The 24,742-nt window shown below is 57.1% G+C and carries 22 protein-coding genes and 1 pseudogene; 17 read left to right on the top strand and 6 right to left on the bottom strand.

The genetic code is table 11. The features are described from left to right. Positions 1-113 precede the first annotated feature (113 nt). The 8 genes from QEN43_RS06545 to rimI all read left to right on the top strand — a co-directional run bounded on the left by QEN43_RS06545 (position 114) and on the right by rimI (position 7,915). Positions 114-1,844 (top strand): acetolactate synthase 3 large subunit, encoded by a 1,731-nt coding sequence (locus QEN43_RS06545; RefSeq protein ID WP_317963855.1) that lies wholly within the window; start codon positions 114-116, stop codon positions 1,842-1,844. Next, positions 1,844-2,335, top strand: coding sequence for an acetolactate synthase small subunit (gene ilvN / locus QEN43_RS06540; RefSeq protein ID WP_026610259.1), 492 nt, complete (start codon positions 1,844-1,846; stop codon positions 2,333-2,335). Before QEN43_RS06545 ends, ilvN begins: the two co-directional genes overlap by 1 nt. A gap of 166 nt (positions 2,336-2,501) precedes the next feature. Beyond that, positions 2,502-2,654 carry a hypothetical protein gene (locus tag QEN43_RS06535; RefSeq protein WP_156912718.1) on the top strand — a complete coding sequence of 51 codons (153 nt, stop codon included), beginning with the start codon at positions 2,502-2,504 and terminating at the stop codon, positions 2,652-2,654. A 42-nt stretch (positions 2,655-2,696) separates the two neighbouring features. Continuing rightward, the gene (ilvC, locus tag QEN43_RS06530) at positions 2,697-3,713 is read left to right on the top strand and encodes a ketol-acid reductoisomerase (protein ID WP_026610260.1); all 1,017 of its coding nucleotides are present in this window, start codon (positions 2,697-2,699) and stop codon (positions 3,711-3,713) included. 109 nt (positions 3,714-3,822) lie between these two features. After that, the gene (gene pssA, locus QEN43_RS06525; protein WP_026610261.1) at positions 3,823-4,566 is read left to right on the top strand and encodes a CDP-diacylglycerol--serine O-phosphatidyltransferase; all 744 of its coding nucleotides are present in this window, start codon (positions 3,823-3,825) and stop codon (positions 4,564-4,566) included. A 332-nt stretch (positions 4,567-4,898) separates the two neighbouring features. Further along, the gene (locus tag QEN43_RS06520) at positions 4,899-6,446 is read left to right on the top strand and encodes a 2-isopropylmalate synthase (protein ID WP_026610262.1); all 1,548 of its coding nucleotides are present in this window, start codon (positions 4,899-4,901) and stop codon (positions 6,444-6,446) included. 165 nt (positions 6,447-6,611) lie between these two features. Beyond that, the gene (locus tag QEN43_RS06515) at positions 6,612-7,358 is read left to right on the top strand and encodes a uracil-DNA glycosylase (protein WP_026610263.1); all 747 of its coding nucleotides are present in this window, start codon (positions 6,612-6,614) and stop codon (positions 7,356-7,358) included. A gap of 11 nt (positions 7,359-7,369) precedes the next feature. Then, a complete protein-coding gene (gene rimI, locus QEN43_RS06510; RefSeq protein WP_036268247.1) occupies positions 7,370-7,915 on the top strand; it encodes a ribosomal protein S18-alanine N-acetyltransferase in 546 nt (181 codons plus the stop codon). Positions 7,916-8,107: 192 nt separating this feature from the next. Here the strand turns inward: rimI and QEN43_RS06505 are convergent. The 4 genes and pseudogenes from QEN43_RS06505 to lysM all read right to left on the bottom strand — a co-directional run. Beyond that, positions 8,108-8,425 (bottom strand): annotated as a pseudogene (locus QEN43_RS06505) (Uma2 family endonuclease); the annotation flags it as partial. 84 nt (positions 8,426-8,509) lie between these two features. After that, positions 8,510-9,292, bottom strand: coding sequence for an IS21-like element helper ATPase IstB (istB, locus tag QEN43_RS06500; protein WP_026609733.1), 783 nt, complete (start codon positions 9,290-9,292; stop codon positions 8,510-8,512). Continuing rightward, positions 9,289-10,311 carry an IS21 family transposase gene (istA, locus tag QEN43_RS06495; protein ID WP_026609734.1) on the bottom strand — a complete coding sequence of 341 codons (1,023 nt, stop codon included), beginning with the start codon at positions 10,309-10,311 and terminating at the stop codon, positions 9,289-9,291. The genes istB and istA overlap by 4 nt, the downstream gene beginning before the upstream one ends. A 1,013-nt stretch (positions 10,312-11,324) precedes the next feature. After that, the gene (gene lysM, locus QEN43_RS06490; protein WP_026610789.1) at positions 11,325-11,786 is read right to left on the bottom strand and encodes a peptidoglycan-binding protein LysM; all 462 of its coding nucleotides are present in this window, start codon (positions 11,784-11,786) and stop codon (positions 11,325-11,327) included. A 105-nt stretch (positions 11,787-11,891) separates the two neighbouring features. On the opposite strand from lysM, the gene QEN43_RS06485 reads away from it, so the two are divergent. The 6 genes from QEN43_RS06485 to QEN43_RS06460 all read left to right on the top strand — a co-directional run bounded on the left by QEN43_RS06485 (position 11,892) and on the right by QEN43_RS06460 (position 20,271). Then, a complete protein-coding gene (locus tag QEN43_RS06485; protein WP_051331793.1) occupies positions 11,892-13,601 on the top strand; it encodes an autotransporter assembly complex protein TamA in 1,710 nt (569 codons plus the stop codon). Positions 13,602-13,612: 11 nt separating this feature from the next. After that, complete coding sequence (locus QEN43_RS06480; protein ID WP_317963854.1) at positions 13,613-17,050, top strand: translocation/assembly module TamB domain-containing protein; 3,438 nt, start codon at positions 13,613-13,615, stop codon at positions 17,048-17,050. A 196-nt stretch (positions 17,051-17,246) separates the two neighbouring features. Continuing rightward, positions 17,247-18,407, top strand: coding sequence for a WD40 repeat domain-containing protein (locus QEN43_RS06475; RefSeq protein ID WP_026610792.1), 1,161 nt, complete (start codon positions 17,247-17,249; stop codon positions 18,405-18,407). Between the two features lie 698 nt (positions 18,408-19,105). Beyond that, complete coding sequence (locus QEN43_RS06470) at positions 19,106-19,321, top strand: DUF2934 domain-containing protein (RefSeq protein WP_036268996.1); 216 nt, start codon at positions 19,106-19,108, stop codon at positions 19,319-19,321. A 295-nt stretch (positions 19,322-19,616) separates the two neighbouring features. Next, a complete protein-coding gene (locus QEN43_RS06465; protein WP_026610793.1) occupies positions 19,617-19,925 on the top strand; it encodes a DUF2288 domain-containing protein in 309 nt (102 codons plus the stop codon). Between the two features lie 157 nt (positions 19,926-20,082). Beyond that, positions 20,083-20,271 carry a hypothetical protein gene (locus QEN43_RS06460; RefSeq protein WP_036268999.1) on the top strand — a complete coding sequence of 63 codons (189 nt, stop codon included), beginning with the start codon at positions 20,083-20,085 and terminating at the stop codon, positions 20,269-20,271. An 8-nt stretch (positions 20,272-20,279) separates the two neighbouring features. On the opposite strand, the gene QEN43_RS06455 is transcribed toward QEN43_RS06460, so the two are convergent. Together QEN43_RS06455 and htpG are read right to left on the bottom strand one after the other, a co-directional pair. Further along, positions 20,280-20,657: a DUF423 domain-containing protein gene (locus QEN43_RS06455; RefSeq protein ID WP_026610794.1), complete on the bottom strand. Its 378-nt coding sequence runs from the start codon at positions 20,655-20,657 to the stop codon at positions 20,280-20,282. A 98-nt stretch (positions 20,658-20,755) separates the two neighbouring features. Continuing rightward, positions 20,756-22,651, bottom strand: coding sequence for a molecular chaperone HtpG (htpG, locus tag QEN43_RS06450; RefSeq protein WP_026610795.1), 1,896 nt, complete (start codon positions 22,649-22,651; stop codon positions 20,756-20,758). A gap of 215 nt (positions 22,652-22,866) precedes the next feature. Here htpG and QEN43_RS06445 point away from each other — a divergent pair, with 215 nt between their 5' ends. Genes QEN43_RS06445 through motB form a run of 3 tightly spaced genes read left to right on the top strand, consistent with a single transcriptional unit; the run spans position 22,867 to position 24,671 of the window. Beyond that, a complete protein-coding gene (locus tag QEN43_RS06445; RefSeq protein ID WP_317963853.1) occupies positions 22,867-23,484 on the top strand; it encodes a motility-associated protein in 618 nt (205 codons plus the stop codon). A 20-nt stretch (positions 23,485-23,504) separates the two neighbouring features. Continuing rightward, positions 23,505-23,717 (top strand): MotA/TolQ/ExbB proton channel family protein, encoded by a 213-nt coding sequence (locus QEN43_RS06440; RefSeq protein ID WP_317963852.1) that lies wholly within the window; start codon positions 23,505-23,507, stop codon positions 23,715-23,717. A 21-nt stretch (positions 23,718-23,738) separates the two neighbouring features. After that, positions 23,739-24,671: a flagellar motor protein MotB gene (gene motB / locus QEN43_RS06435; RefSeq protein ID WP_026610797.1), complete on the top strand. Its 933-nt coding sequence runs from the start codon at positions 23,739-23,741 to the stop codon at positions 24,669-24,671. Positions 24,672-24,742 lie beyond the last annotated feature (71 nt).

Raw genomic sequence — 24,742 nt, 5'->3', positions numbered from 1 at the left:
TTGACGGGATGTATGAATCCGAGTACCGTTATTAGCTATTTATCGATTTTTTAAGTCTCGATCGGAACGGGCGTTTTCGAAACGCCTGATTCTTTTTTAGGGGTGTTGAAACCGTGGAGCTCAGCGGCGCGGAAATCCTAGTCCAAAGTCTTAAGGACGAAGGGGTTGAATATATTTTCGGTTACCCCGGCGGGGCCGTATTGCATATTTACGATGCCCTGTTCAAACAGGAAGACGTCAAGCACATTCTAGTACGCCACGAACAAGGCGCGACCCATGCCGCGGACGGGTACGCTCGCTCGACCGGCAAGCCGGGCGTGGTGCTGGTGACCTCCGGCCCAGGTGCCACCAATGCGGTCACTGGGATCGCGACGGCCTATATGGATTCGATCCCGCTGGTCGTCATCACCGGCCAAGTGCCCTTGCCGGTTATCGGCAGCGACGCTTTCCAGGAGTGCGATACCATAGGCATCACTCGGCCCTGCGTGAAGCACAACTTCCTGGTAAAGGACGTACACAAGCTGGCTGAAACGATCAAGAAAGCGTTCTACATCGCCACCACCGGCCGGCCCGGTCCTGTCGTGATCGACGTTCCGAAGGATGTGACCGACCCGAATATCAAGATTCCTTACGAGTACCCGAGCTCGGTTTCGATCCGCTCCTATAACCCGAATGTTAAGGGACACCGCTGGCAGATTAAGAAGGCGGTCGATCTTTTGCTTTCGGCGAAGCGGCCGATGATTTACTCAGGGGGCGGCGTTATTTTGGGCAATGCCTCAAAGCAGCTGACGGAAATCACCCGCATGCTCGGTTTTCCTATCACGAATACCTTGATGGGCCTCGGCGCCTATCCAGGCACCGATAGGCAGTTTCTGGGTATGCTGGGCATGCACGGAACGTACGAGGCGAACATGGCGATGCATGAATGTGATGTGCTGTTCGCCGTCGGCGCTCGCTTCGACGACCGGGTGACCGGCAAGCTCGCTCAATTTTGCCCACACGCGAAAATCGTTCACATCGACATCGATCCGGCGTCCATCTCCAAGACGGTGCGCGTCGATATCCCCATCGTCGGTGAAGTCGCCCATGTGCTCGACGACATGATCGAGATGCTACGGAACACCGATAAACGGCCCGACGAGGCTGCCCTCCGTGCCTGGTGGGAACAGATCGCGCGCTGGCAATCGTTGGATTGCTTGCGCTACGACCGGAACAGCTCGGTGATCAAGCCGCAGTACGTCATCGAGCAGTTGTACGAAGTCACCAAGGGTGACGCCTTCGTGACGTCTGACGTCGGACAGCATCAGATGTGGACGGCGCAGTTCTACAAGTTTGACAAGCCGCGCCGCTGGATCAACTCGGGTGGTCTCGGCACCATGGGATTCGGTTTGCCGGCGGCCATCGGCGTGAAGCTGGCTCACCCCGATGCGGATGTGGTGTGCGTGACCGGGGAAGCGAGCATTCAGATGTGCATTCAGGAACTGGCGACGGCTCTGCAATATCGGACGCCCATCAAGATCGTCAATCTCAACAACGGTTACATGGGCATGGTTCGCCAGTGGCAGGAATTCAGCTACGAAAGCCGGTATTCCCATTCCTACCTGGAAACCATCCCTGACTTCGTCAAGCTGGCCGAGGCGTACGGCCATGTCGGCATGAGAATCGAGAACCCGGCGGATGTGCGTCCGGCGCTGGAAGAAGCCTTTAAGCTGAAAGACCGCACGGTATTCTTGAATTTCATGACCGATCCTACCGAGAACGTCTATCCCATGATCGAGGCCGGCAAGGCCCACCATGAAATGCGCCTCGCTCCCGGTATGACCGTGGAAAGGGAGCTCGCCTGATGCGTCATATCATTTCGATCCTGATGGAGAACGAATCCGGGGCCTTGTCGCGAGTGGCGGGGCTTTTCTCCGCGCGCGGATACAACATCGAGTCGTTGACCGTCGCGCCCACGGAGGATCCCACCTTGTCGCGGATGACGCTGGTTACGTCGGGCAGCGATGAAATCATCGAGCAGATCACCAAGCAGCTCAACAAGCTGATCGACGTGGTCAAGGTCATCGATATTTCCGAATCCTCCCACATCGAGCGTGAATTGATGATGGTCAAAGTGCGCGCCGTCGATCGGGCGCGGGAAGAAATCATACGCCTGACCGATATCTTTCGCGGAAAAATCATCGATGTCACGCCTGTAAGCTATGTCATCGAGGTCACCGGCGAAAAGTCCAAGCTGGACGCGTTTCTGCAGACGCTAGATCGGGAGTCCATCATTGAGGTCGTTCGCTCCGGCACCACGGGCATTCTGCGTGGCGACCGCGGGCTTCATGTCTAGCTGCAATCGATGGATGAATTTCTCGGTGTGTGAAGAAGTCGATTCGAATCGTTCTCACCGCATCCCAATTACGCCGCACAATCCGCGAGCGGCGCTCACGTGTTCACCCGGTCGCCGGGAGCGAACGGGAACGTGCGAAGCACGGCCCAAAGGGCGAGCCTCAGGGATGAGGCGAGTAGTGGCCTCGCCACGCTACGCGGTCCGGCTTCGCTCGCGAGTCGTGGGCAGCCCATCCCTGGCCAGCCCGCTCGTCGCGTTGCGCCTCGCCCTGCCGGTCTGTCCCAAAGGGGAGAGGGACGTCTGCGGCTTTGCTTATTGACTGTTAGTAATCCGCTAAAACGATAAATCACGAGGACTATCCATGCAGGTTTATTACGATAAAGATGCCGACCTTTCGATTATCAGGAGCAAGAAGGTCGCCATTATCGGCTACGGCTCGCAGGGCCACGCTCATGCCAACAATCTGAAAGATTCGGGTGTTTCGGTCATCGTTGCTTTGCGTCCCGGTTCGGCGTCGGCCGTGAAGGCCGAGAACGCCGGATTGACCGTCATGTCGGTGGAAGACGCGACGAAACAAGCGGACGTCGTCATGGTGCTGGCTCCGGACGAACATCAGGCTAAGCTGTATTCCGAGCAGATCGAGCCGAATATCAAGCAAGGCGCGGCATTGGCATTCGCCCATGGGTTCAACATCCACTTCGAGCAGATCCAACCGCGCGCCGACTTGGACGTAATCATGATCGCGCCTAAAGGCCCCGGCCATTTGGTGCGCTCGACCTACACCCAGGGCGCCGGCGTACCAACGCTGATCGCGGTTTATCAGAACGCTTCGGGACTCGCTAAGGAAATCGCCCTATCCTATGCTGCGGCCAACGGCGGCGGACGTGCCGGCATCATCGAGACCACCTTCCGCGAAGAAACCGAGACCGACCTGTTCGGTGAGCAGGCCGTGCTTTGCGGTGGCGCAACCGCGCTCGTGCAGGCAGGGTTCGAAACTCTGGTGGAAGCGGGCTACGCGCCGGAAATGGCCTATTTCGAGTGCTTGCACGAGCTTAAGCTGATCGTCGATCTCATGTATGAAGGCGGCATCGCCAATATGCGCTATTCGATTTCCAATACCGCCGAATACGGCGATCTCACCCGCGGTCCACGCATCATCACCGAGGAAACGAAGAAGGAAATGAAGAAGATCCTTGGCGAGATTCAGCGCGGCGAGTTTGCCCGCGAGTTCATACTCGAGAATCAGGCCGGCTGCCCGACGTTGAAGGCCAAGCGGCGCCTCGGGCGCGAACACCTGATCGAACAGGTTGGCGCCAAGCTGCGCGACATGATGCCCTGGATCAAAGCCAACAAAATCGTCGACAAGAGCAAGAACTAAATCTTGCTTTCGGCCGGGAGCAAGCCGCGCGGTTCGCGCGCGGCCCTCCGAACGGGGCTTGTGTTAAGCTAGCCGGAATTATTCGGTTGATTCAACTCCAAGCGGGGCTATGGAAGAACAAATCCCTCCAGCAAGGCGGCGGCGCGGCATTTATCTCTTACCCAACCTGTTCACGACGGCGGCACTTTTCGCGGGTTTCTACGCCATTACGGCCGCGTTCAACGGCCACTTCGAAGTAGCTGCCGTGGCTATCTTCGTCGCCATGATCCTGGATGGACTTGATGGACGGGTGGCGCGCTTGACCAACACGCAGAGCGCCTTTGGGGCTGAATACGACAGCATGGCAGACATGATTTCGTTCGGCGCCGCGCCTGCCTTGGTCGCCTACATCTGGTCGCTGACGCTGCTAGGCAAGATCGGATGGGTCGCCGCGTTCGTTCACGCCGCCGGCGCGGCGCTTCGTCTCGCCCGTTTCAATACCCAGATCTCGACTGCGGACAAGCGTTATTTTCAGGGTCTACCCAGTCCGTCCGCCGCCGCTATCCTGGCCGGATTTATCTGGTTCAGCGAAACCTACGGCCTGAGCGGCGAATCCATGCGCTATGTTTCGCTCGGATTGGCCTTAATGACTGGGCTCCTGATGGTCAGCAACTTCCGTTACTACAGCTTCAAAGACGTGGATCTTCGTGGACGGGTGCCGTTCGTGTGGGCCATTCTGGTGATGCTGGTCTTCGCCTTCATCTTCACCAATCCGCCCTTGATGCTGTTCGTCATCTTTACGACTTACGCGATTTCGGGGCCGGTGCTGACTTTGCTCTGGCTGCGGAAAATGCGGAGCGAGCGCCGAACCTGAAAAAGGGGACTCCACTGGTGTCCCGGCCCATGTTAGACGGAGGAAAGGTTTGTCGTTCATGGCGCTTGTACGATGTCCGCGTGAGTAATATAGTTGCCTAAAAGGTAGTTCCGAACTCCATGTACCGAAGCGCTTCTCCGCAATGTTTTAAATCCAGCCGAAGTCTCGGCTGCGCCGGCATTGTTTGCCGCTCCGAACTCCTTCGCCTTCTGCGCCTTCTCCTGCTGCCCTGAGGGGCAGGGCAGGAGATCAGAGCCATTTCGAAATCCTAAGCACGAATATCACGCGGACCCTCTCGCGGAGAGGCCACGAGAGATCAACGGGAATTTATCATGAGCGACAAACTTATCATTTTCGACACGACCTTGCGGGACGGCGAGCAAAGTCCCGGCGCGTCCATGACGCGGGACGAGAAAGTGCGGATTGCCAAGGCTCTTGAACGTTTGCGGGTAGATGTCATCGAGGCTGGTTTTCCCGCGGCGAGTCCGGGAGATTTCGAATCGGTGCGAGCTGTGGCTCGGGCGATCAAGGAAAGCATCGTATGTGGTTTGGCCAGGGCTCTGGACAAAGACATCGACAGTGCGGGAGAGGCGCTCGGAGAGGCCAATCGGGCACGTATCCATACCTTTATCGCCACCTCGCCGATTCATATGCAAAGAAAGCTGCGCATGGAGCCGGACCAGGTGATCGAGTACGCGGTAAGGGCCGTGAAGCGGGCGAGACAGTACACGGATGACGTCGAATTTTCGCCGGAAGACGCGGGCCGCTCGGAAGAAGATTTTCTGTGCCGGATACTCGAAGCCGTGATCGAGGCGGGCGCGACGACCGTGAACATCCCGGATACGGTCGGATACAGCGTGCCGGAGCAATTCGGCGCCACGATCCGCCGCCTGAGAGAGCGTATTCCCAATTCCGACAAGGCGATATTTTCCGTACATTGTCACAACGATTTGGGGTTGGCGGTCGCCAATTCCTTGTCCGCCGTGTTGAACGGCGCCCGCCAGGTCGAATGCACCATCAACGGCCTGGGCGAGCGGGCCGGCAATGCGGCGCTGGAAGAGATCGTGATGGCGGTCAAGACCCGTAGGGATGTGTTCCCCTGCCGGGTCGACATCGACACCCGCGAGATCGTGGCGTGCTCCAAACTGGTCTCGAATATCACCGGTTTTCCGGTGCAGCCCAATAAGGCCATCGTCGGCGCCAATGCGTTCGCGCACGAGTCCGGCATTCATCAAGACGGCGTCCTGAAAAGCCGCGAGACCTACGAAATCATGAGGGCGGAAGATGTCGGCTGGACCGCCAACCGAATGGTGCTCGGCAAACATTCCGGACGCAACGCGTTCCGCACGCGCATGCAGGAGCTGGGGATCGAATTCGGGTCCGAGGAGGAATTGAACGAGGCGTTCCAGCGATTCAAGGAGCTGGCCGATAAGAAACACGACATTTTCGATGAAGACCTACAGGCCTTGATTACAGAAGCAGGTGTCGAGGCGGAGGACGAGCGGGTTAAGCTGGTCGCGTTGAAAGTGTGTTCGGAAACCGGCGAAGTACCCTGCGCGCGCGTGACGCTCAAGCTCGAAAATCAGGAGGTGAGCGGTACGGCTCAGGGCAGCGGCGCCGTCGACGCGAGCTTCAAGGCCATCGAGTCTTTGGTCCATACCGGTTCCACCTTGCTGTTGTATTCGGTCAACAACATCACGACCGGCACCGATGCACAGGGCGAGGTGACGGTTCGCCTGGAAAAAGGCGGGCGCATTGTCAATGGACAGGGAGCGGATACCGATATCGTGATCGCTTCGGCCAAGGCGTACGTTAATGCCGTCAATAAGCTGCTGGCGCCACAGCAACGCATGCACCCGCAGGTAGCGGGAGATGTGTGATTGTGCAGGGCACTCCGGGAAGCGTCGATAAGTGAAGCTCCGGTTTGGTCTCCGGCGGAGGATCAAGCTGTGTCACTGACTGATCTAGCGGCCCCTTATTGTTTCCTCTCCCAAAGGGATGGGGCGTGTTCAAAGCGTCCTTAAAAGATCCGAACCGAGATCACTATGCCTTGCGACAAACGACGGCTGAGTTATCTCGACGCAATGGGCATCCGGGTTTGGGTTCCGAGGCGGCAGACTGCGTTCGATCAAGTTGAAGCGACAGACCACTCGGACGCGGTAGTGGTGGATGATCCAGGCCCAGAACTCAGCGAAGCGGACACGGCTACGGCCGACACGGGTGTTTCGTGTCCCTCCCTAGACTGGGAAGAATTGGAAGCTCGTGTGGCAGGATGTACCGCCTGCCCTTTGCATCAGGGCCGTACCCAAACCGTTTTCGGCGTCGGAAATCGCGCAGCCGATTGGATGGTCATCGGGGAGGCGCCGGGAGAGCAGGAAGATCTGCAGGGCGAGCCGTTCGTGGGTCGAGCGGGCCAACTGCTCAACGAAATGATTTGGGCCATCGGTCTTCAGCGGGAGGCGGTTTATATCGCCAACGTGATCAAGTGTCGCCCTCCCGGGAACCGCGATCCGGCCCCCGAGGAAACGGCGGCCTGCGAACATTTTTTGAAACAACAGGTCGCGTTGATAAAACCCAAGATCATTCTGGCCGTAGGTCGTATCGCCGCTCAGAATCTATTAAAAACTGGGACGCCTATCGGTAAACTGCGCGGTCGAGTGCATTACTATGACCAGATTCCGCTGGTTGTGACTTACCACCCCGCTTATCTGCTGCGTTCGCAAACGGAAAAGCGCCGGGCGTGGGAAGATCTCAAACTAGCCATGCGGGCTTTTCGACAACAAAATAGATAAAGACGTCCGCCATGTTCGATTTGTTCGACTTGTTCGAGCGCATCAGGAAATTCATCGGTTATGATGCCGAAACCGAGTTTTATTACCGACACTTTCCCAGTCTCGTGAAAAATGCCGAGTTGATCATCCGCCCAATGCGGCGGTCCGACCTCAAAGTGGTGGCCGCCATCGAGCAAAGCGCTTATGAATTTCCCTGGGAGCCCAGCACCTTTCGCGACTGTTACTCGGTAGGGTATTGCTGCTGGGTCGGCGAAAAGGCCGGGCAGGTCGTGAGCTACGGCATCGCGTCGGTTGGGGCGGGCGAATCGCACGTGCTCAATCTCTGCGTGTCGCCAGAGAATCAGGGGCGGGGTTACGGGAGACTCATGCTGGAAAAACTCATGGCGGTCGCCAAGGAGCACAAAGCCGAAACGATCTTCCTAGAAGTGCGTCCGTCCAACACGGCGGCCATCAAGCTTTATCATCGGCTGGGATTCAACGAGATCGGTACCCGAAAAGGCTATTATCCCGCTCGAAACGGAAGGGAAGACGCCCTGGTGATGGCTCGCATGCTGTAATCGCTGAGGCGGGAACTGCGTTGTCATGACGCCAGAGGCATAGCTACCGGTCTGCCATCGATCTTGACATCGCCGCCGCCGGTTAAGTTTTGACAAGGGCGCAGACGGATGCTCATCGCCTTGCGGAGAGTTTCCCGAGCGACATCACTGGCAACTACCGGATAACTCAATTCTAGAGTTGGACGGCGGCGGTCAACCCAACACCTCCGTAAGATCCACATCGATTTCTGGAAGCGCCAGAGGTTTCAGGTGTTCGCCTGCGCCGTGCCGTTGCAGTGAGCGATAGCCCTCCGCTGACGGTTCACGAAACACCTCAACTGTTCGGCTTTCGAGATCAACCAGCCAGACTTCCGGAATACCGTGGCGGCCGTACAGAGGAATTTTGACCGGGCGGTCGTATTCGAGAGATGCATCGGCGACTTCGATCAGGAGTAGGATGTCCTCGGGACCAGGATGGGCGGAGGCATACCGATCCTTTTGCGCCTTTACGATCGAAATATCCGGTTGCGGCTCGGAAGTGTCAACGCCGACTGAAAAGTGACCCCTTTTGAGGGTTTATCGCCGAAGTAAAATTGACCCCTTGAGGCCCAAAAGTTATTCGACGGCCGCTGTCTGCGGCGGGGTTGTTCCTGCCTTGCGCTTGTCCTTCAATCGGTAACTGTCGCCGGTGATTTGCACGATGTGGGCGTGATGCAGGAGCCGATCCAGCATCGCGGCCGTCAGGGTCTGATCATCGGCAAAGGTGCCCGCCCACTGGGTGAACGGCAGGTTGCTGGTGAGAATCAGGCTGCCGCGCTCGTAGCGCTTGGCGACGACGTTGAAGAAGAGATTCGCTTCGTCACGTCCGAGCGGCAGATAGCCGATCTCATCGATGACCAACAGCCTGGGCGCCATCACGACCCGGTTGAAGTACTCCTTGAGACGCTCCTGGCGGTGTGCGGCGGTGAGTTGCAACATCAGATCGGCGGCGGTGACGAAGCGTGTCTTGAGGCCGGCCATCACCGCGCGGTAGGCCAAGGCGATCGCCAGATGGGTTTTACCAACCCCGCTGGGGCCGAGCAGGACGATGTTCTCGGTGCGCTCGATAAAGCTCAAACCCGCCAGTTCCTGGAGCTGGGCCCGGGGCGCTCCCAAGGAGAAAGCAAAGTCGTACTGCTCCAAAGTCTTCACGACCGGCAAGGTGGCCATCTTGAGCAAGGTCTGCCGGGTGCGTTCGGCGCGGGCCTTGGCCTCGGCGATGAGCAGTTTCTCGAGGAAGTCGGCAAAGCTCTCCTCGCGATCGGCGGCCTGCTGGGCCAGGTGGGGCCAGTCCGACCCGATCCGCTCGAGCTTCAGGCTTTGGCTGAGTTCGGTAATCCGGGCGTGCTGCAGATTCATGCCGTCACCTCCAGCAACTGGTCGTACACCGACAGGGGATGTTGCAGGCTGTCATGGGGCAAGACGCGGCCAACGTGCCGCTGGGGTGCCGGCAAGCCTTGGGGTGCCTGAACCGGCAACGGCCGCAGGGCGAGGCGCTCTTCGGCCAATCGCACCGCGGGCTGTACGCCGGTGGTGCCGTGCACCCGTTGATGCGCCACCTGATCGAGCCAGGGGCCGATCTGGGCATTGGCGGTCTCGACATCGAGTGTCAAGCCGGCGCTCTTGAGCGTGGCCGCCAGTGGCGTGATGAAGCTGGCTTTCAGGTATCCGTTGAAGCGCTCCACCTTGCCCTTGGTTTGGGCCCGGTACGGCCGGCAGACCTTGGGCCGGAAGCCATACGCCCCGGCCAGCGCGTACAGGGCCGGGTGCCAGCGGTGCCGGCCTTCACCGTAGGCGTCCCGTTCGGTGATGATGGCGCCGGCATTGTCGAACAGCACCTCTTCGGGCACCCCGCCGAAGTAGTGGAGGGCCTCGCGCAGCCCCGTCAACCAGGCCGCGCTGTCCTCGCGGTCGGAAAAGCGCACGAACGTGGCGCGACTGAACCCCAGCGTGGCCACGAAGGCTTTGAGCGGATCGCGCCCCCGCCGGATCGTCGTGAAATCGGCCTGCATCTGGCGGCCCGGTGGGGTTTCAAAGCGGACCACCGGTTCTTCCGGTCGCCGTTTGAAGGGGGCGAGATACGCCTTGAGCTGGCTGATGCCGCCTGCATAGCCCCGTTCACGAAGCTCTCGCAGCAGCACCGTGGCCGGAATCCAATGCGGACGTGCCGCCTCGATGCGTTGCTGCAGATAGGCTTTGAAGGGATCCAACTTGCAGGGGCGGGGCGCCCGCAGCCGGTACCGGGGCAACGCGCTTTCGCTGCGCAGGTACTTGCGTACCGTGTTGCGCGAGACGCCCAGCTCCCGCGCGATGGCTTTGATGCCATGGCCCTGTCGGGCCAATACTTTGATCTCCACTGACTGCTCCTGAGTCAACATTTCCGCGGCTCAAAAAAGCCGCCATTTTCCCCCAAGGGGTCAAATTTACTTCGGTGTCAGGGGTCATTTTTACATCGGCGGTGACATATCGAGAGCGGTGATTTGGCTCATCTTGATTCCTGGGTCGTTGATGAAGTACTTCATCTCGCCTCTGTGCTAAATCTACCCCTACAGCTTTTATTAGGATTTAAATGCCCGAAATGTGGTCACTGAATGGTCACCGGTTTCGACTCCGTTGTCTGCCTCTCGGCCGATATCGGCCATTACCATCGGTACTTATGAAAAAAAGCGGTATCGTCCTATCAACGAAGAGATTAGCGATTAATGCGCTTTGCCTGGGGTCCGCGTAGGTTGCGATGCCGAAGGTAGCGCATCGGTGGAGTTCTGCACGGGAGCACGTACGTCCTAGTGGAATTCGTTTCCGATGCCACCCACGGGCGAGCCGGTTCTATAAACTGTTCATCTACCGGAGCCAATCGCGAAGGGTCCCGCTTTGATGAATGGCTCTTTGAATTGGAATCGGCCACGCCAATTGAGCCGGCAGTTGCCGGTGAATCTCAAAGAGCGGGCTACGCTACGTTCAATCGGCCGCGCCGTCGATACCGTCATGGAAGTGAGCGGATCCCGGACGGAATGAAAGGGAAGCTGGCGTGGTCAGGTGCGGAAGGGTGGTACCTCGCATTTCTATATTGCACATTTTCTGGGCTACCGGCTAACCACGATCCCCAGGCGGTCGTCGGCACCCGGATCGGCAATCCGACCAATATATGCCTTCGATGCCAACAGTCCACTTACCAGCGACGGCGCTTCGCCGATGCCTCCCAAGTTTCAGACAGAACGGTGCAAGTCATCGTTTTTGCGTTAGCAGTATCGCAAATGCCAGATTGGCGATAAGCGGCAGCCCAGTGACCTTGCCTTGACGCAGCCGTTTCCCCGACGACGCCACCAGAGCCGAAGACGAGCCCCTTTGTTCAAGGCTCGCCAAATAGGTCGGGAGTAGAGACTTTGTCAGTTCAGTGCTCGATTGGAATCCGTATCTTCTGCCCCGGAAATATCAAGTCGGGATCCTTGATGACCTCCCGGTTTGCTTCGAAGATCTTTGAGTATTTATTGGCATCCTTGTAGAACCGCTGTGCGATTTTCGACAGCGTATCACCGGGCTGAATGACGTAATACTGCGTCTCGCCGAATGTCTCCACAGTCTCGGGACTCGATACTCCGGCCGGCAGCTTGACACCTTCGACTTTCACAGCTTCAACGCCTTTGATGTTGCCGGCCATTAGGGCTGCTTTCTGCACGGCCTCCGCTGATTCGGCCTCGCCTGAGAGATAGGCGACGGAATCCCGGAAATCCACTTTTAGGTTCTTGATACCGGGATTGTTTTGGTTGATGTGCTCTTCTATTTTTCGAGCGGCGTGGCCTTCTTCGGTGAAAAGCCGATGTCCAATGTCCCTAGCAAAATCGAAAAGTCCCATGTTTGCTTCTCCTTTCCTTTTCCTTATCAATAGCCTTTGCGATTATTGGACAATTTGCATTGCATGTAATTCGTCGCAGGGGTAGGGGGAGCGCGAGTGCGGTGGATGTTTTTGTTGGGCTGTTCGATTTGGCTGATGACTGCGTGGAGTGCCGAGCAGGTTACGGTCAGAATCGAGGGGCCAGACGAGAAATTAGAAAGGAATATCCGCGCACTGTTGACCATTGCCCAAGCGGAGAACATGAGCGACGCTCACAGGGTTCACATTGCTCACGAGCGCGCGCCGGACGAAATTCGAAAAGCCTTGGAGCCGTTCGGCTACTACCGCCCGAAAATCGATGCGGCGCTGAAACGCGAAGGATCGGGCTGGCTTGCTGTCTATCGAATCGACCCTGGCGATCCGATCAAGCTGAGCGCAGTGGATGTGCGTTTGACCGGTGAAGGTCTCGAACTGCCCGAGTTCAAGACCTTGATCACGCGTTTTCCGCTCAAAGCGGGCGATGTGCTCGATCAGACCCGTTATGAAAGGGGAAAGGATGCATTCTCGGAAACGGCCGACGAGTTCGGGTTTTTTGACGCCCGGTTTACCCGTGCCGAGATTGAGGTGTATCTCCGGGATTATCGAGCCGAGATCCATCTGCATTTCGATACCGGTCCGCGCTACCGCTTCGGCGAAGTATCGTTCTCAGAAACGCCGCTCGAGCCGTCTCTACTCGAACGATTCGTAAATTTCCGGCCGGGCGAGCCATTTCGTGCCGCAACCCTGGTGAGGTTTCAGAAAAGCCTGCTCGACAGCAGTTATTTCTCCAAGGCCGATGTCGTTCCTCATCCCGAACAAGCCAAAGCAAGAGAAGTTCCGATTTCAGTGAAGTTGGCGATGCAACCGAAAAACCGGTATCAGGCAGGTGTGGGATACGGCACCGACACCGGGCCGCGTGCAACCTTGGGCTATCGCAATCGGTACTTGAACCGCCATGGCCACAGTGTCTACGTCGATCTGCGGTTATCGCTGATCCAGACCAGACTGGACGCGCTATACGCCATTCCCTTGAGGCGGCCGGATAAAGACGAGCTGGGCTTCGCTGCGCAAATCGGCACCCAGGATACCTTGGCCGGAACGGCCGAAATCTCTCGAATCGGCGTCAGGCATTCTACCGGACGCTGGTGGTTGCGGGAAATATTGTCGCTGGATTTACAGCGCGAGCGCTTCAATGTGGGGGAGGGGCCTCAGACCTCGGTTTTGCTGCTTCCAAGCGTCACGTACACCTGGTTGAGCACGGAAAACGTGATGAATCCGGAACGCGGGGCGCGTGTGGATCTGATCGGGACCGGAGCCTGGAAAGACCTGCTGTCGGATGTTTCGTTCTTCAGTCTGCGGCTCAATGCCAAGGGCATCTATAGCCTTGGGGAGCGCAACCGGGTGATCGCGCGCACCCAACTCGGCTACATCGGCACAGACCGATTCCGCGAACTGCCGCTGACCCAACGCTTTTACGCCGGCGGAGACAAATCGGTGCGCGGTTACCGACTGAACGAGATCAGCGCTAGGAACGCGGATGGGGACCGTATCGGCGGGCGCTATCTGACCATCGGCAGCCTCGAATACGAGCGAACGCTGTTCGGCCCTTGGGGGGTGGCTGTGTTCTACGATGTGGGACGGGCCGCCAACCGTTTAGACGAGCCGTTCAGTCACGGCGTCGGCCTCGGCGCGCGCTGGCGCTCGCCCGTAGGGCCGGTTCGGCTCGATTTCGCCGTGCCGCTGTCCAAAGCGGAAGACTCGTTTCAGGTCCATCTGATTCTTGGGCCCGATCTATGAGGCGTGTTTTGGTGGCCGCACTTGTCGGCTTTCTGGTCCTCATTGTCTTGGGCCATGTGTTGCTAATGACGGAAACCGGCTTGAATTGGTTGGTTCGCGGAATGGAACTCGGCTTCGATCAGTTGAGCGTCGGGCGAACGGTGGGTTCGGTACTGGGCGGATTTTCGCTACGGGATGTACGTTACCGAGATGAGCGATGGAGCGTAGAGGTTGGGGATTTTGCCGTCGAGTGGCGGCCTGGATCCCTGCTGCGAAGAACCTTACAGCTTAACGCCGTTCACGTGGATGACGTCCGTGTTGTACAGACTGCCGATACGGCGCCGGAGCCAAGTACTCCAAGATTGCCCGATTTACGTTTGCCGCTGGATGTGGCGATCGACGATTTCGAAATTCGCCATGCGAGTTGGCGGTCCTCGGAAGCGGAGGAACCGATCCGGCTGGATCGGATCGATGCCGGCCTGAACATCCGGGAAGGTCGGATGACAGTGGTTCGGCTAGTGGTGACAGCGCCTGAAGGCGATGTATCGCTCAATGGGAGCATTGCTCCCGGCGAAACGCAACCTATCGACCTTGATACGGCGTGGAACGTAACCTTGTCAGAGAGGCCGAGAATCGCCGGAAGCGGAAAGATAACAGGAAACCTGGATCGGATTTCGACGGTTCAGCAGATTACGGCCCCGACGGCGATGAGCGTGACGGCGAACGTCTCGATCCGAGAGGACGCGGTTACCTGGAGCGCAGAGATCGATCTTCCCGAATCTCCACTGGATCGGATCGATCCGGACTGGAAGGCTTGGCCTTTTTTCGCGCATCTCAAGGGCGAGGGCACCGGCAGCGAGGCCGCGGTTTTCGGAGATTTCACCTTGGTCGTACCCGACGTGGGCCAAGCTCAAGGACGCCTGGACCTGCGCTACCGCGGACCTGGCGAACTAGGTCTGGAAACGTTGGTCCTGCGTCTCCCGGAGACCGGGACGGAGTTCATTGTTGCAGGGCGGGTCCGGAATCTTCAAGATACCCCTGAAATCGGCTTGGAAGCCCGCTGGAAGAATCTGTACTGGCCGCTACGAGCGGATAGCGAGTGGCGTAGTCCGGAAGGACGTTTGAGCGTAACAGGAACCCGTTCAGACCTTCGGGTCGAGCTCGACGGTCGTATCCGTGAACAGCGGGTGCGAGCGAAAGGAAGCCTGGGTTTTCCGGCAGACGCAGTCGTTTTCCGAGATTTGCGAGTGGACAGCGCGTCCACAGCTTTGAGGGTGGATGGTACCTGGGGGCCGCAAACAGATCTCCGTTGGACGCTGAGGTGCGACGATCTGGGGCTCTGGCTGCCGGGGGCCGGCAGTCGGATGACGAGCAGCGGAAAACTTGAAGGGCCGCGGTCGGCGCCCGCCGTCAAAGCGGAGCTTCATGTCGCCGGTTTGCGATTCCCGGATTACGGCGCGCGGGACTTGAGACTGACCCTTGACGCAGGCGTCGAGCCTAATGCGCCGGTGGTTTTCGATCTGCGCGGGAATGGGGTTCGTTTCAAGGACTACATCATGACGGTATCGCTTTCCGGCCGGGGCAGCCGGGAGCGGCACCGCTTGACCGGTCGGATAGACGGCCCACCCTATACGTTCGCTTTCGAAGCGGAAGGCGGACTGAAAGACGATGCGTGGAGCGGTGTGCTGAGTCGGTTCGATATAGCGGAGCCTCGGGCGGGTTCCTGGACCCTGCGCCGGCCAGCCGGCCTGAAACTCGCGAAAGCGGAAAGCAGGATCGAGGAAATCTGTCTGACCAACCACGACGCATTCTGGTGTGTCGGAGGAGGGATCGACGAGGCGGGCGCGTGGTGGGGCACGACCCGTGTGTCCGGGCTTCCGTTAAATATATTGCAAAAAGAATTGCCGCAGTCAGTTGCGATGACCGGCGTCCTAAACGGGAATGCTGTGTTCCGTGGAAAAGACGACCTGTTGGACCGGGGCGTTCTCGATATCCAGCCGGAGGGCATCGCGCTGGACCTCGCCGTCAGCGAATCGAAAAAGGTTCGCATAAAGCCGGAAACGGCATCGGTACACGCCGATCTCGTCGGCCGTAGGTTGACGATGCAACTCACAATCAGTCAGGCCGGGCTCGCAGATATTCGGGGTTCGCTGGAAAGTCGGGGAGCTTTCCGACTATCCGAGCTTCAAGACCTTCCGATAGAGGGACGCCTGACGGCGAATTTGGAAAGCCTGGCGGTGTTCGAGCCTTGGCTGGAGCGTGTCGAAGGACTGAGTGGATCGTTCAGGGGAGATCTGGAGATCGCCGGTACGGCGCGTGCGCCTATCGTGGGTCTCGTGGCCGACATCCCGGATGCCGGTTTTCGCGTGCCCGAGTTGGGTATCGATGTCGAACATTTGACACTGCGGGCGAATTCTGTGGAGCAACGGCAACTCCGGCTCGAAGGAAGCGCAATCTCGGGCGGAGGACGCTTACGGATGAGTGGCCTCTGGCGGCTCGAGGCGGCCGCGGGCTGGCCGCTAAGCCTGAGTTTTGACGGAACCCGGTTCCTCGGCGTCGATACGCCCGAGGCCAAGATTTATCTGTCGCCGAGTATCGAGATCAGGAGCAAAGGACAGCGTATCGATGTGCAGGGTAGGGTGGATGTGCCGGAAGCATCCATCGCTATACCCGATAAGGAACAAGCCGTGACCCCTTCCGATGATGTCGTGGTGGTCAACGGCGATTCGCCCGAGGCGGAAACCGGATTTCAGCTTCACGGCAACGTACAGGTCGTCCTGGGTAACAAGATACAAGTAAAAGCGGCCGGCTTTAAAGGCAAGGTCGACGGCAGCGTGAGGATCGTGCAAGAGCCGGGCGAGGATGCTCACGGAATCGGGGAAATCGCGATCAAGGAAGGCATTTATTCCTTCTACGGTGTGGACCTGAGCATAGACGACGGGCGTCTGATCTTTACGGACACGCCAGTGGACAATCCCGGACTGGACGTTACCGTTACGCGGAAGCTGAATCAGGTGGTGGCCGGTGTACGGGTACTAGGAACTCTCAAAAAGCCCAACATCTCCTTGTATTCCGTCCCGCCGTTGCCCGAAGCGGATATTCTCGCCTACCTGGTCGCCGGAAAGCCGCTGGATTTTGCTCCGCGCGAGGAAGGCGATAGGCTGAGAAGCGCAGCTATTTCCCTGGGCGGAGCGGCCGGAGGCATGCTCGCCAAAGAAATCAGCAGCCGTTTCGGGCTGGGTGGGCTGTTGGACGAAATCGGCATCGACGCACCGAACGGAACTGACACCACTTCGCTCTTCCTGGGGAAATATCTGACGCCGCGGCTTTATTTGCAATACGGTTTAGGCTTGTTCCAGTCGAGCAATGTCTTTAGGCTGCGCTACAAACTCAACGAACATTGGCGGCTTCAGTCGGAAACCGGTGATGACCAGAGCGGCGCGGATATTCTTTTCGAATGGGAAAAATAGTGAAAGGGGGCGATCGAGCCTCTGGTTCGCCGTCTTGCCGAAGGCGGTGCCCGAACAAATCAGCTTGCGAGGGACGTAATCCGTTGGCTAGCATTCCTTCCGCGAACGCCGGTAGTCCGGTAGCGATAAAAGATCCTAGAAGAAATAAGCTTGTGTTTCTATTGCATTGAAACACGGATAAATTCCGCTCCTAATCATGAAAATGCTTCTGTCCCTCATCCGAAAAACGCTCATCGTCTTGTTCATCCTCGGTCTCTCCGTGCTGATCACGGTCGGTCTTTTTCGCTACCGCAGCGAGCGGGGCGCAGAGGGGGATACCTGGAAGCAAACCGTGGCCGAAGACACCATCGAAGGATACTTGAAGTATTTGCGGAATTGCCAATCCTGCCCACATGAACGGGATGCCCTAGATGCGCTGGACCGACTTCAAAGCCGACGCGGATTGGTCGCTCGGCTAGAACAAGGGCATTTACCGCCCCGCGTGGGAATTACCCTCCCAGTGTTTTCTCCCGATGGAAAAGAGATTCTGGCGGTAGGCGGACGGAATCTGTATTTCTGGGATGCTTTCACGGGAAGGCGTTTGATCCGCAGCAGGGACGGCTTTCAGACCAGGGGCGGGCGCTATCTGGAAAGCTTGGCCTATTCTCCGGACGGGAGCCGCATTGCAGCCGGCATGTCAGGAAAAGAGGCGGGATATCTCATTTTATGGGACCAAAAAACGGGGGAGCTTCTAGCCGACCACGCCGTGGACTGGTATGACGTCAAGACCGTTGCATTCTCTCCGGACGGGAATTCCATCGGCTGGAGCACCCATGGGCCGATCGGAATTTGGGAACCAAGCAGCGGAAAATTCCTACGGGCCACGCATGAAGGGGCGAGCGCCTTGGCATTCGTCCGCAGAGACGACGGCAAAGCACTCTTGGTAACCGCTTCAGGGCGGAACGTTTGGTTTTGGGATGTCGCATCCATGGAAGTCCTCAAGCGGTCGGAGCTCGACACCGAACGATCGCTCTTGGGATTGAGCCAGGACGGCCTCCTGGTGGCTTTTCGCCAAGGGTCTGTTCTCGAACTGTGGGATACGCGATTGGGCACGCTCATCGCCAGCTTGGGAAATCACGAGAGCGAGATTACCGCCTTCTGCCGGGAGAGTCGCAAGGGCTGGATCGCCGCGGGTACGAAAGGTGGCACACTGTACCTGTGGGATCTGGCGGAGGCGAAGCGATTGGGAAGCGTGCTAGCGCATGATGGACCGATCGAACATATCGCATGTTCCAAACAGGGCAAGGTGGTTACCACCAGTTGGGATGCAGCCAAGATCTGGGATCTTGAAACGCTGCGCGCTTCAAGCGAACAGTAACAATATCGGCCCGCTCCCCGGGCTATGTGCCTTGCCTTGTTGTCGGGAAGGTCGAGAACTACGCGACCATGGAAATTCGTTCGGCGCGATACGAACTCTTACGTATTCTCCCTGTAGAAAGTAGGGAGTTTAAATAAAACCACTCGCTCGACAGCCGTAAGGGCTGACAAAACTTCCGAAGAACGATATCCAGTTCGGAACTGAAACGTTCCAAACGGGTCGGCATGCGGTAAAGAACCATACGGAAATGCCGAAGGACCGGATGTGCTTGACGGACCCTGGATGTCCCGCGGGATTAGGACTTTCTTGATTCAACCGGCATGGTCGTTATGAATCCGGATTGCTCGACAGGAGACCGGGTTTGTGCAAGTTCGGCTGGGATGCCAATGTGGAACAAGGAAGTTCTCTCTTTGTGGTGGTTTATTGAGGAGGTTTTGACCGAGTTGCTTCCAATCGGGGCGCAACAATCTACCCACGAAAGGATGCAATGCAGCGATGCGTTACCGCTCGCCCTGAGTACCTCGGTTTGACTCAGGATAGGCTTAGGACAAACGGTAATGTATCGATTCCGTTCATGGAGAGAGTGTCGAATTCTCCCATGAGCCTTTTGGAAAAGGCATGAGCGGAATTCACTTGTTCAGAGCTCCCTTAAGGGAAGAAAAGACAAACAGAAAATTGAGCCAGGAGGTTCCTGACATATGGCTAGGAAAGCGCCGAAAGCCGTGGACGATATCGTGGGAGAGTCGACGCAGGATTTCTCGGGAGGCACCACTCCTCCCTCCGAAGACACGATCAACCAAAGAATCGCCGAGGCGGCTTATTATCGTGCCGAAAAGCGAGGTTTCGTTCCGGGTTATGAAGTAGAAGATTGGCTGGAGGCCGAGAAGGAAATCAGATCTGCCGCCCTCGATTAACCGGGTTTTTTGATATATCGCGCATTTTTGATTTGAGTTCGCCCCTACAAGCGATACGAGAATGCGCTAGATTCGATTTCCCCAGAAGGCAGAAACTTCACTCCCCCCACCCTCACCTCTTCTGTTTCTGCCTTCCTTTTTTTAACCGCGCTTGATGCGTTCGACGTGTCGCCGTCTTTCATCTTCAGGTTCCCACGGTCATAATCGGTTTTCGTCTATTTGACGAATGATCTCCGATACCTAGCGTTTGTCTGATCTTGTAACTACTCGATTCAATTTTGTCGATACGGCCAGAATGCACGGCACTGAACTTCGTCGAAAACTTGCAGAGGAAACGGGACAAATCACGTGGCAGGAACTTGAGCGCCATTTCGCACGAGGTGCCTTGATCGTGATCGGACCGGAGCTGAACCTGGTCGAAACCGCCGCGAGAATTGCCGAGGACGATGCGGTCTCCGTGCAGGGTTGGATCCAAAGAGGGCAAGTCGTGCGGGCTACCGATGAGCATGCCAGGCGCTGGGTGCATTCGCGGTCTCGCTTGTGGGCCGTGGTCGTTGCCCCGTGGGTATTGGTTCAAGAAAGCGAACCGCCGAAAATCCACTAATCGCGAAACCGCGTATGCGGGGGCTGCCGATAATGTTCGGGGTATTGACACCATCCATGCCTCGCGTTTTCACTTTTCATTTTGGTTATCAGCAAATCTAATTAATAAGGTATCGATCCAGGCGGCCGCCCTATCGCAAGCGTCCGGAATTGATCTTATGAGTACGAGAGCGAAATGCCTGATTGTGCTGATCGGGTTGATGATCTTGGATATCTTGCCGATACCGATTGTCGGGCTGATCGGACTTTACGTCATCATCAAGCGTCCTCGGTGGTTTCTCGAGGTCACCAATCGCTTGTACGATGAGGGAACCAAGTCGGCCGTTAGCGCCGAGGAGGAGATCTGAGGCGGTGATCAGTTTTCAAGCCGCCAGGCAGACAGACCTAGCAGGAGCCAGCCCACTAGGAATGCCATACCTCCAAAGGGCGTGATCCAGCCCAGCCAGCGAATTCCGCCGATGCTCAAGATATAAAGGCTTCCGGAAAAAAGCACGATGCCGGCAAATAGGAGCCATCCGGCCGCTACAAGGAGTCGCGTGCCGGGGAACTGCTTGACCATCATCCCGACCAAGGTAAGCGCCAACGCGTGCCACATTTGATAGTCCACGCCAGTGCGAAAAATCGCGAGGTGATAGTCGTCCAAAGTCGCGCGCAGACCATGCGCGCCGAATGCGCCCATGGCGACGCCTAGGAAGCCGGCAGTGGCGCCGAGAAGCAGGAAGGTTCTGTGCACATTCACTCCGATACGGGTTTCGAGAGAATTTTCATCGGCAAAGAAACGTCGACTTACAACCGCTTCCCGGCGGATCTGGCTAAACAAGACCCTAAGGTTTAATGCAGGACGTTCTGCAGTAAGCCGTTCAGGCGGCGAACAAACGCGGCAGCATCGTCCAACTGGCCGCCTTCGCTCAGCACCGCTTGATCGTAAAGGATGTGAACCACATCAGTGAAGCGCGACTCGTCCGTTTCATCTTTGAGTCTTACGACAAGCGGGTGATCAGGATTGATCTCAAAAATCGGTTTGCTAGCCGGTATGTTCTGGCCGACTGATTTCATGATGCGCTCCATCGTCCGGCTGATGCCATAGGCCTCGCTGACCAGGCAGGCCGGCGAATCGGTCAGGCGGGAGCTGATCTTCACATCGCTCACTTTGTCGCCCAGCGTCTGTTTGATCTTGTCGATAACGGGCTGGAACGCCTTGCTGGCCTCCTCGGCGTGCTTTTTATCTGCTTCGTCAGTGAGCGAGCCGAGGTCAAGATCGCCCTTGGCGACCGATTGCAGATGTTTACCCTCGAACTCAGTCAGATAGCTGACCAGCCAGTCGTCGATCCGATCATGCAGAAGCAGTACTTCCAGTCCTTTGCGGCGGAACACTTCGAGATGCGGGCTGTTCTTGGCCGCGGCGAAGCTTTCGGCAGTGATGTAATAAATCTTGTCCTGCCCTTCCTTCATGCGGCTGACATAATCCTCGAGAGATACATCCTGAACCTCGGAATCGCTATGAGTAGAGGAGAACCGCAACAGTTTCGCGATGCGGTCTCGATTCTTGAAGTCCTCGATCGGACCTTCCTTGAGGACTTGGCCGAACTCCTTCCAGAACGTCTTGTATTTTTCGGGCTCGTTCTTGGCCATGTCCTCCAATAAGCCGAGTACTTTCTTGACAGCGCCGGAACGGATTTTGTCGAGCAGTGCGTTTTCCTGAAGGATTTCTCGAGACACATTCAAAGGCAGTGAGTCGGAATCGATCACGCCGCGAACGAAGCGCAGATAGCGCGGCATGAGTTTGTCCGATCCTTCCATGATGAAAACTTTTCGGACATAAAGCTTGACGCCGTGCTTCGCTTCGCGGTCCCACAAATCGAACGGTGCATGGGACGGAATATAAAGAAGGAGGGTGTATTCATTGGTGCCCTCGACCCGGCTGTGGAGGCGTGCCAAGGGATCTTGGAAGTCGTGAGAAACGTGCTTGTAGAACTCGTTGTATTGTTCGTCGGAAATCTCGTCCCGGTTTTTAGCCCACAAGGCGGATGCGCTATTGACGGTTTCCCATTCCTCGGCCGGCTTTTCGTCTCCGGACGCTTCCTTCTTCATCTGGATCGGAATCGAAATATGATCGGAGAACTTGCGGATGATCGCCCGAAGCCTCCAGCCGTCCAGAAACTCGTCCTCGCTTTCGCGGAGATGCAGGGTAACCGTCGTTCCGTGCGTGGGTTTCTCGATGGTTTCCAGCGTGTAATCGCCTTCTCCGGTGGACTCCCAGCGTACGCCCTGAGCCGCATCCACGCCCGCCTTACGGGTTTCCAGGGTGACTTTGTCGGCTACGATAAATGCGGAATAAAACCCGACGCCGAATTGACCGATGAGCTGACTGTCCTTCGCTTCGTCTCCGGTCAAGGACTCGAAGAACTGGCGCGTGCCTGAGCGGGCAATGGTCCCGATGTTTTCGCGCACCTCGTCGCGCGTCATACCGATACCGTTGTCGATAACGCTCAGGGTGCGCTTGGTCTTGTCGAATTCGACCCGAATCTTCAACTCGCTGTCGCCCTCGTACAAGGCATCGTTACCAAGCGCCAGGAAACGGAGCTTGTCCGCCGCGTCGGAAGCGTTGGAGATAAGCTCGCGCAAAAAAATCTCCTTATTGCTGTACAGCGAGTGAATCATCAGATGCAGAAGCTGTTTCACTTCCGCTTCGAACCCAAAAGTTGCCTTACTCTCTGCTACGGTCATGACGGTGTTTGTCCTCCGGAGGTTAAGTGAAGTTTTTGTGATGGGAATGACAATTTGGGACGGTTGTTACCGTTTTCAAGTCTGTTTCCAGGTTTGAGACGAGGACCACATTTTTTCGTCTAGACTTTCTTGGTGCCTGCTTCGGTTCGGACAACCGAACACTTCAACCGCCTTTGTGCCGTTCTTCAGCCAAGTATCCCCGATCGAGTCGCTACATGTTCGTCATTATCGGTTACATCATCGTCGTAAGCGCCATCTTGGGCGGTTTCTTGATGGCCGGAGGCCATATCGGCGTATTAATTCAACCGAATGAAGCGGTCATCATTTTCGGCGGCGCCTTGGGCGCGTTTGTCGTTTCGAACAACCCCAAGGTCTTGAAAGCGGTGGCGAGCGCGTTGCTCGGAGCTTTGAAAGGGTCCAGGTACAACCAGGCGCTGTATCTTGAGACGCTGACGCTCATGTATCGAATCTTCAACAAAATCCGTCAGAACGGACTGTTGTCCATTGAAGGAGATATCGATGCGCCGGATCAGAGCGAGTTGTTCAAGTCCGCCCCGAAGGTACTGGGCGATCGTCAAGCGGTGGAGTTTATTACCGATTATTTGCGCCTGATGACGAGCGGAAGTCTAGACGTCCATCAAATCGACAATCTGATGGACATCGACATCGAAGCCCATCATGAAGAGGGACATCTGCCCATACAGGCGTTGCAACGCCTCGCGGACGGAATGCCGGCGTTCGGCATTGTCGCTGCCGTTATGGGGGTGGTGCATACCATGGGCTCGGTCTCCCGCCAGCGGAGCTCGGTAAGCTTATCGCCGCTGCGCTGGTAGGCACGTTCCTGGGTATCTTGGTGGCTTATGGGTTCGTTAATCCCTTGGTTGGCCTTTTGGAACAGCGTCTGGCCGAATCGACCAAGTATCTCCAGAGCATTAAGGCCGGGCTCATCGCTTCAATGAACGGCTATGCTCCCTCGACAGCGGTGGAGTTCGCCCGCAAGGCGATGTTTTCCTCGGACCGCCCGGAATTCTCAGAGTTAGAGAAACATCTCAAAGAAAACCGTTGATGAGGGCAGCGGAACCCGCGTATGGCCGATAATTCGACTCAAATCGTCATCAAGAAGATTAAGAAGAGCGGCCACGGCAGTCACGGCGGCGCTTGGAAGCTCGCTTATGCCGATTTCGTCACCGCGATGATGGCGTTTTTTCTGTTGATGTGGCTGATAGGCACGACGGAGCCAGCGATTCGACAGGGCATCGCCGACTACTTCAAAGATCCTTGGAAACCATCCATCCAAGGAGGCCCGAATACGGGAGATGCGACAAGCGTGATCCAAGGAGGTGGGGAGGACATCACTCAGTCCGAAGGACAAGTCAAGCTGACCAACGCGGGGTTGGAAGAGATCGTCGGAGATTCATCCGAGTCGGAAAAAGAGATCGCTCAACTGGAGGCATTGAAGGAAAGGATCGAAGGGATGATCGAGACCCATCCATTGCTGCAACAGTTCAAGAATCAGCTTAGGATCGATATCACTCACGAAGGGCTGCGCATTCAGATCATTGATTCGGAAGGCCGCCCGATGTTTAATCTGGCTAGCGCGAAAATGGAGAGCTACGCATCGGAAATACTCCATCAGATCGCGCCGGTCATCAACGAGTTGCCGAACAAGATCAGCATCGCAGGTCACACCGATGCCAAACCGTTTCCTGGCCGCGGGCAGGGTTATACGAACTGGGAGTTGTCTGCGGATCGAGCTAATTCGGCTCGCAAGGAACTGGTCAAGGGTGGACTGAAGGAAGAAAAGGTGATGCGGGTCGTGGGGCTTTCGTCGAGCGTGCCTCTCGTGAAGGACGATCCTTTCGCCGCCATGAACCGGCGTATTTCCATCATCGTGATGAACAAGCACACCGCCGACGAGATCGCTACCGGCGGTTCCGGAATCGAAGTATCGGCGCAACACCCGCTGCAAAGAGAATCGATTATGGGCACGACCTCGGCAGCACAAACGAAAAACCGTTGATCCGGAGATTAGCCACGACGCGCGTGATCGAACGCTTGCTAGTTTGGATCAGAGCCGTGGCGAGCCAAAGC

This window comes from Methylocaldum szegediense (genome assembly GCF_949769195.1).
In the GTDB taxonomy this organism is placed as follows: Bacteria; Pseudomonadota; Gammaproteobacteria; order Methylococcales; family Methylococcaceae; genus Methylocaldum; species Methylocaldum szegediense.
This window is presented reverse-complemented; position numbering and strand designations above follow the sequence as displayed.

Coding starts and splice junctions, on each gene's coding strand:
- ilvN (WP_026610259.1), top strand. CDS start 1,844: ATGCGTCATATCATTTCGATCCTGATGGAGAACGAATCCGGGGCCTTG.
- QEN43_RS06535 (WP_156912718.1), top strand. CDS start 2,502: ATGAGGCGAGTAGTGGCCTCGCCACGCTACGCGGTCCGGCTTCGCTCG.
- ilvC (WP_026610260.1), top strand. CDS start 2,697: ATGCAGGTTTATTACGATAAAGATGCCGACCTTTCGATTATCAGGAGC.
- pssA (WP_026610261.1), top strand. CDS start 3,823: ATGGAAGAACAAATCCCTCCAGCAAGGCGGCGGCGCGGCATTTATCTC.
- QEN43_RS06520 (WP_026610262.1), top strand. CDS start 4,899: ATGAGCGACAAACTTATCATTTTCGACACGACCTTGCGGGACGGCGAG.
- QEN43_RS06515 (WP_026610263.1), top strand. CDS start 6,612: ATGCCTTGCGACAAACGACGGCTGAGTTATCTCGACGCAATGGGCATC.
- rimI (WP_036268247.1), top strand. CDS start 7,370: ATGTTCGATTTGTTCGACTTGTTCGAGCGCATCAGGAAATTCATCGGT.
- istB (WP_026609733.1), bottom strand. CDS start 9,292: ATGAATCTGCAGCACGCCCGGATTACCGAACTCAGCCAAAGCCTGAAG.
- istA (WP_026609734.1), bottom strand. CDS start 10,311: ATGTTGACTCAGGAGCAGTCAGTGGAGATCAAAGTATTGGCCCGACAG.
- lysM (WP_026610789.1), bottom strand. CDS start 11,786: ATGGGACTTTTCGATTTTGCTAGGGACATTGGACATCGGCTTTTCACC.
- QEN43_RS06485 (WP_051331793.1), top strand. CDS start 11,892: ATGTTTTTGTTGGGCTGTTCGATTTGGCTGATGACTGCGTGGAGTGCC.
- QEN43_RS06475 (WP_026610792.1), top strand. CDS start 17,247: ATGAAAATGCTTCTGTCCCTCATCCGAAAAACGCTCATCGTCTTGTTC.
- QEN43_RS06470 (WP_036268996.1), top strand. CDS start 19,106: ATGGCTAGGAAAGCGCCGAAAGCCGTGGACGATATCGTGGGAGAGTCG.
- QEN43_RS06465 (WP_026610793.1), top strand. CDS start 19,617: ATGCACGGCACTGAACTTCGTCGAAAACTTGCAGAGGAAACGGGACAA.
- QEN43_RS06460 (WP_036268999.1), top strand. CDS start 20,083: ATGAGTACGAGAGCGAAATGCCTGATTGTGCTGATCGGGTTGATGATC.
- htpG (WP_026610795.1), bottom strand. CDS start 22,651: ATGACCGTAGCAGAGAGTAAGGCAACTTTTGGGTTCGAAGCGGAAGTG.
- QEN43_RS06445 (WP_317963853.1), top strand. CDS start 22,867: ATGTTCGTCATTATCGGTTACATCATCGTCGTAAGCGCCATCTTGGGC.
- motB (WP_026610797.1), top strand. CDS start 23,739: ATGGCCGATAATTCGACTCAAATCGTCATCAAGAAGATTAAGAAGAGC.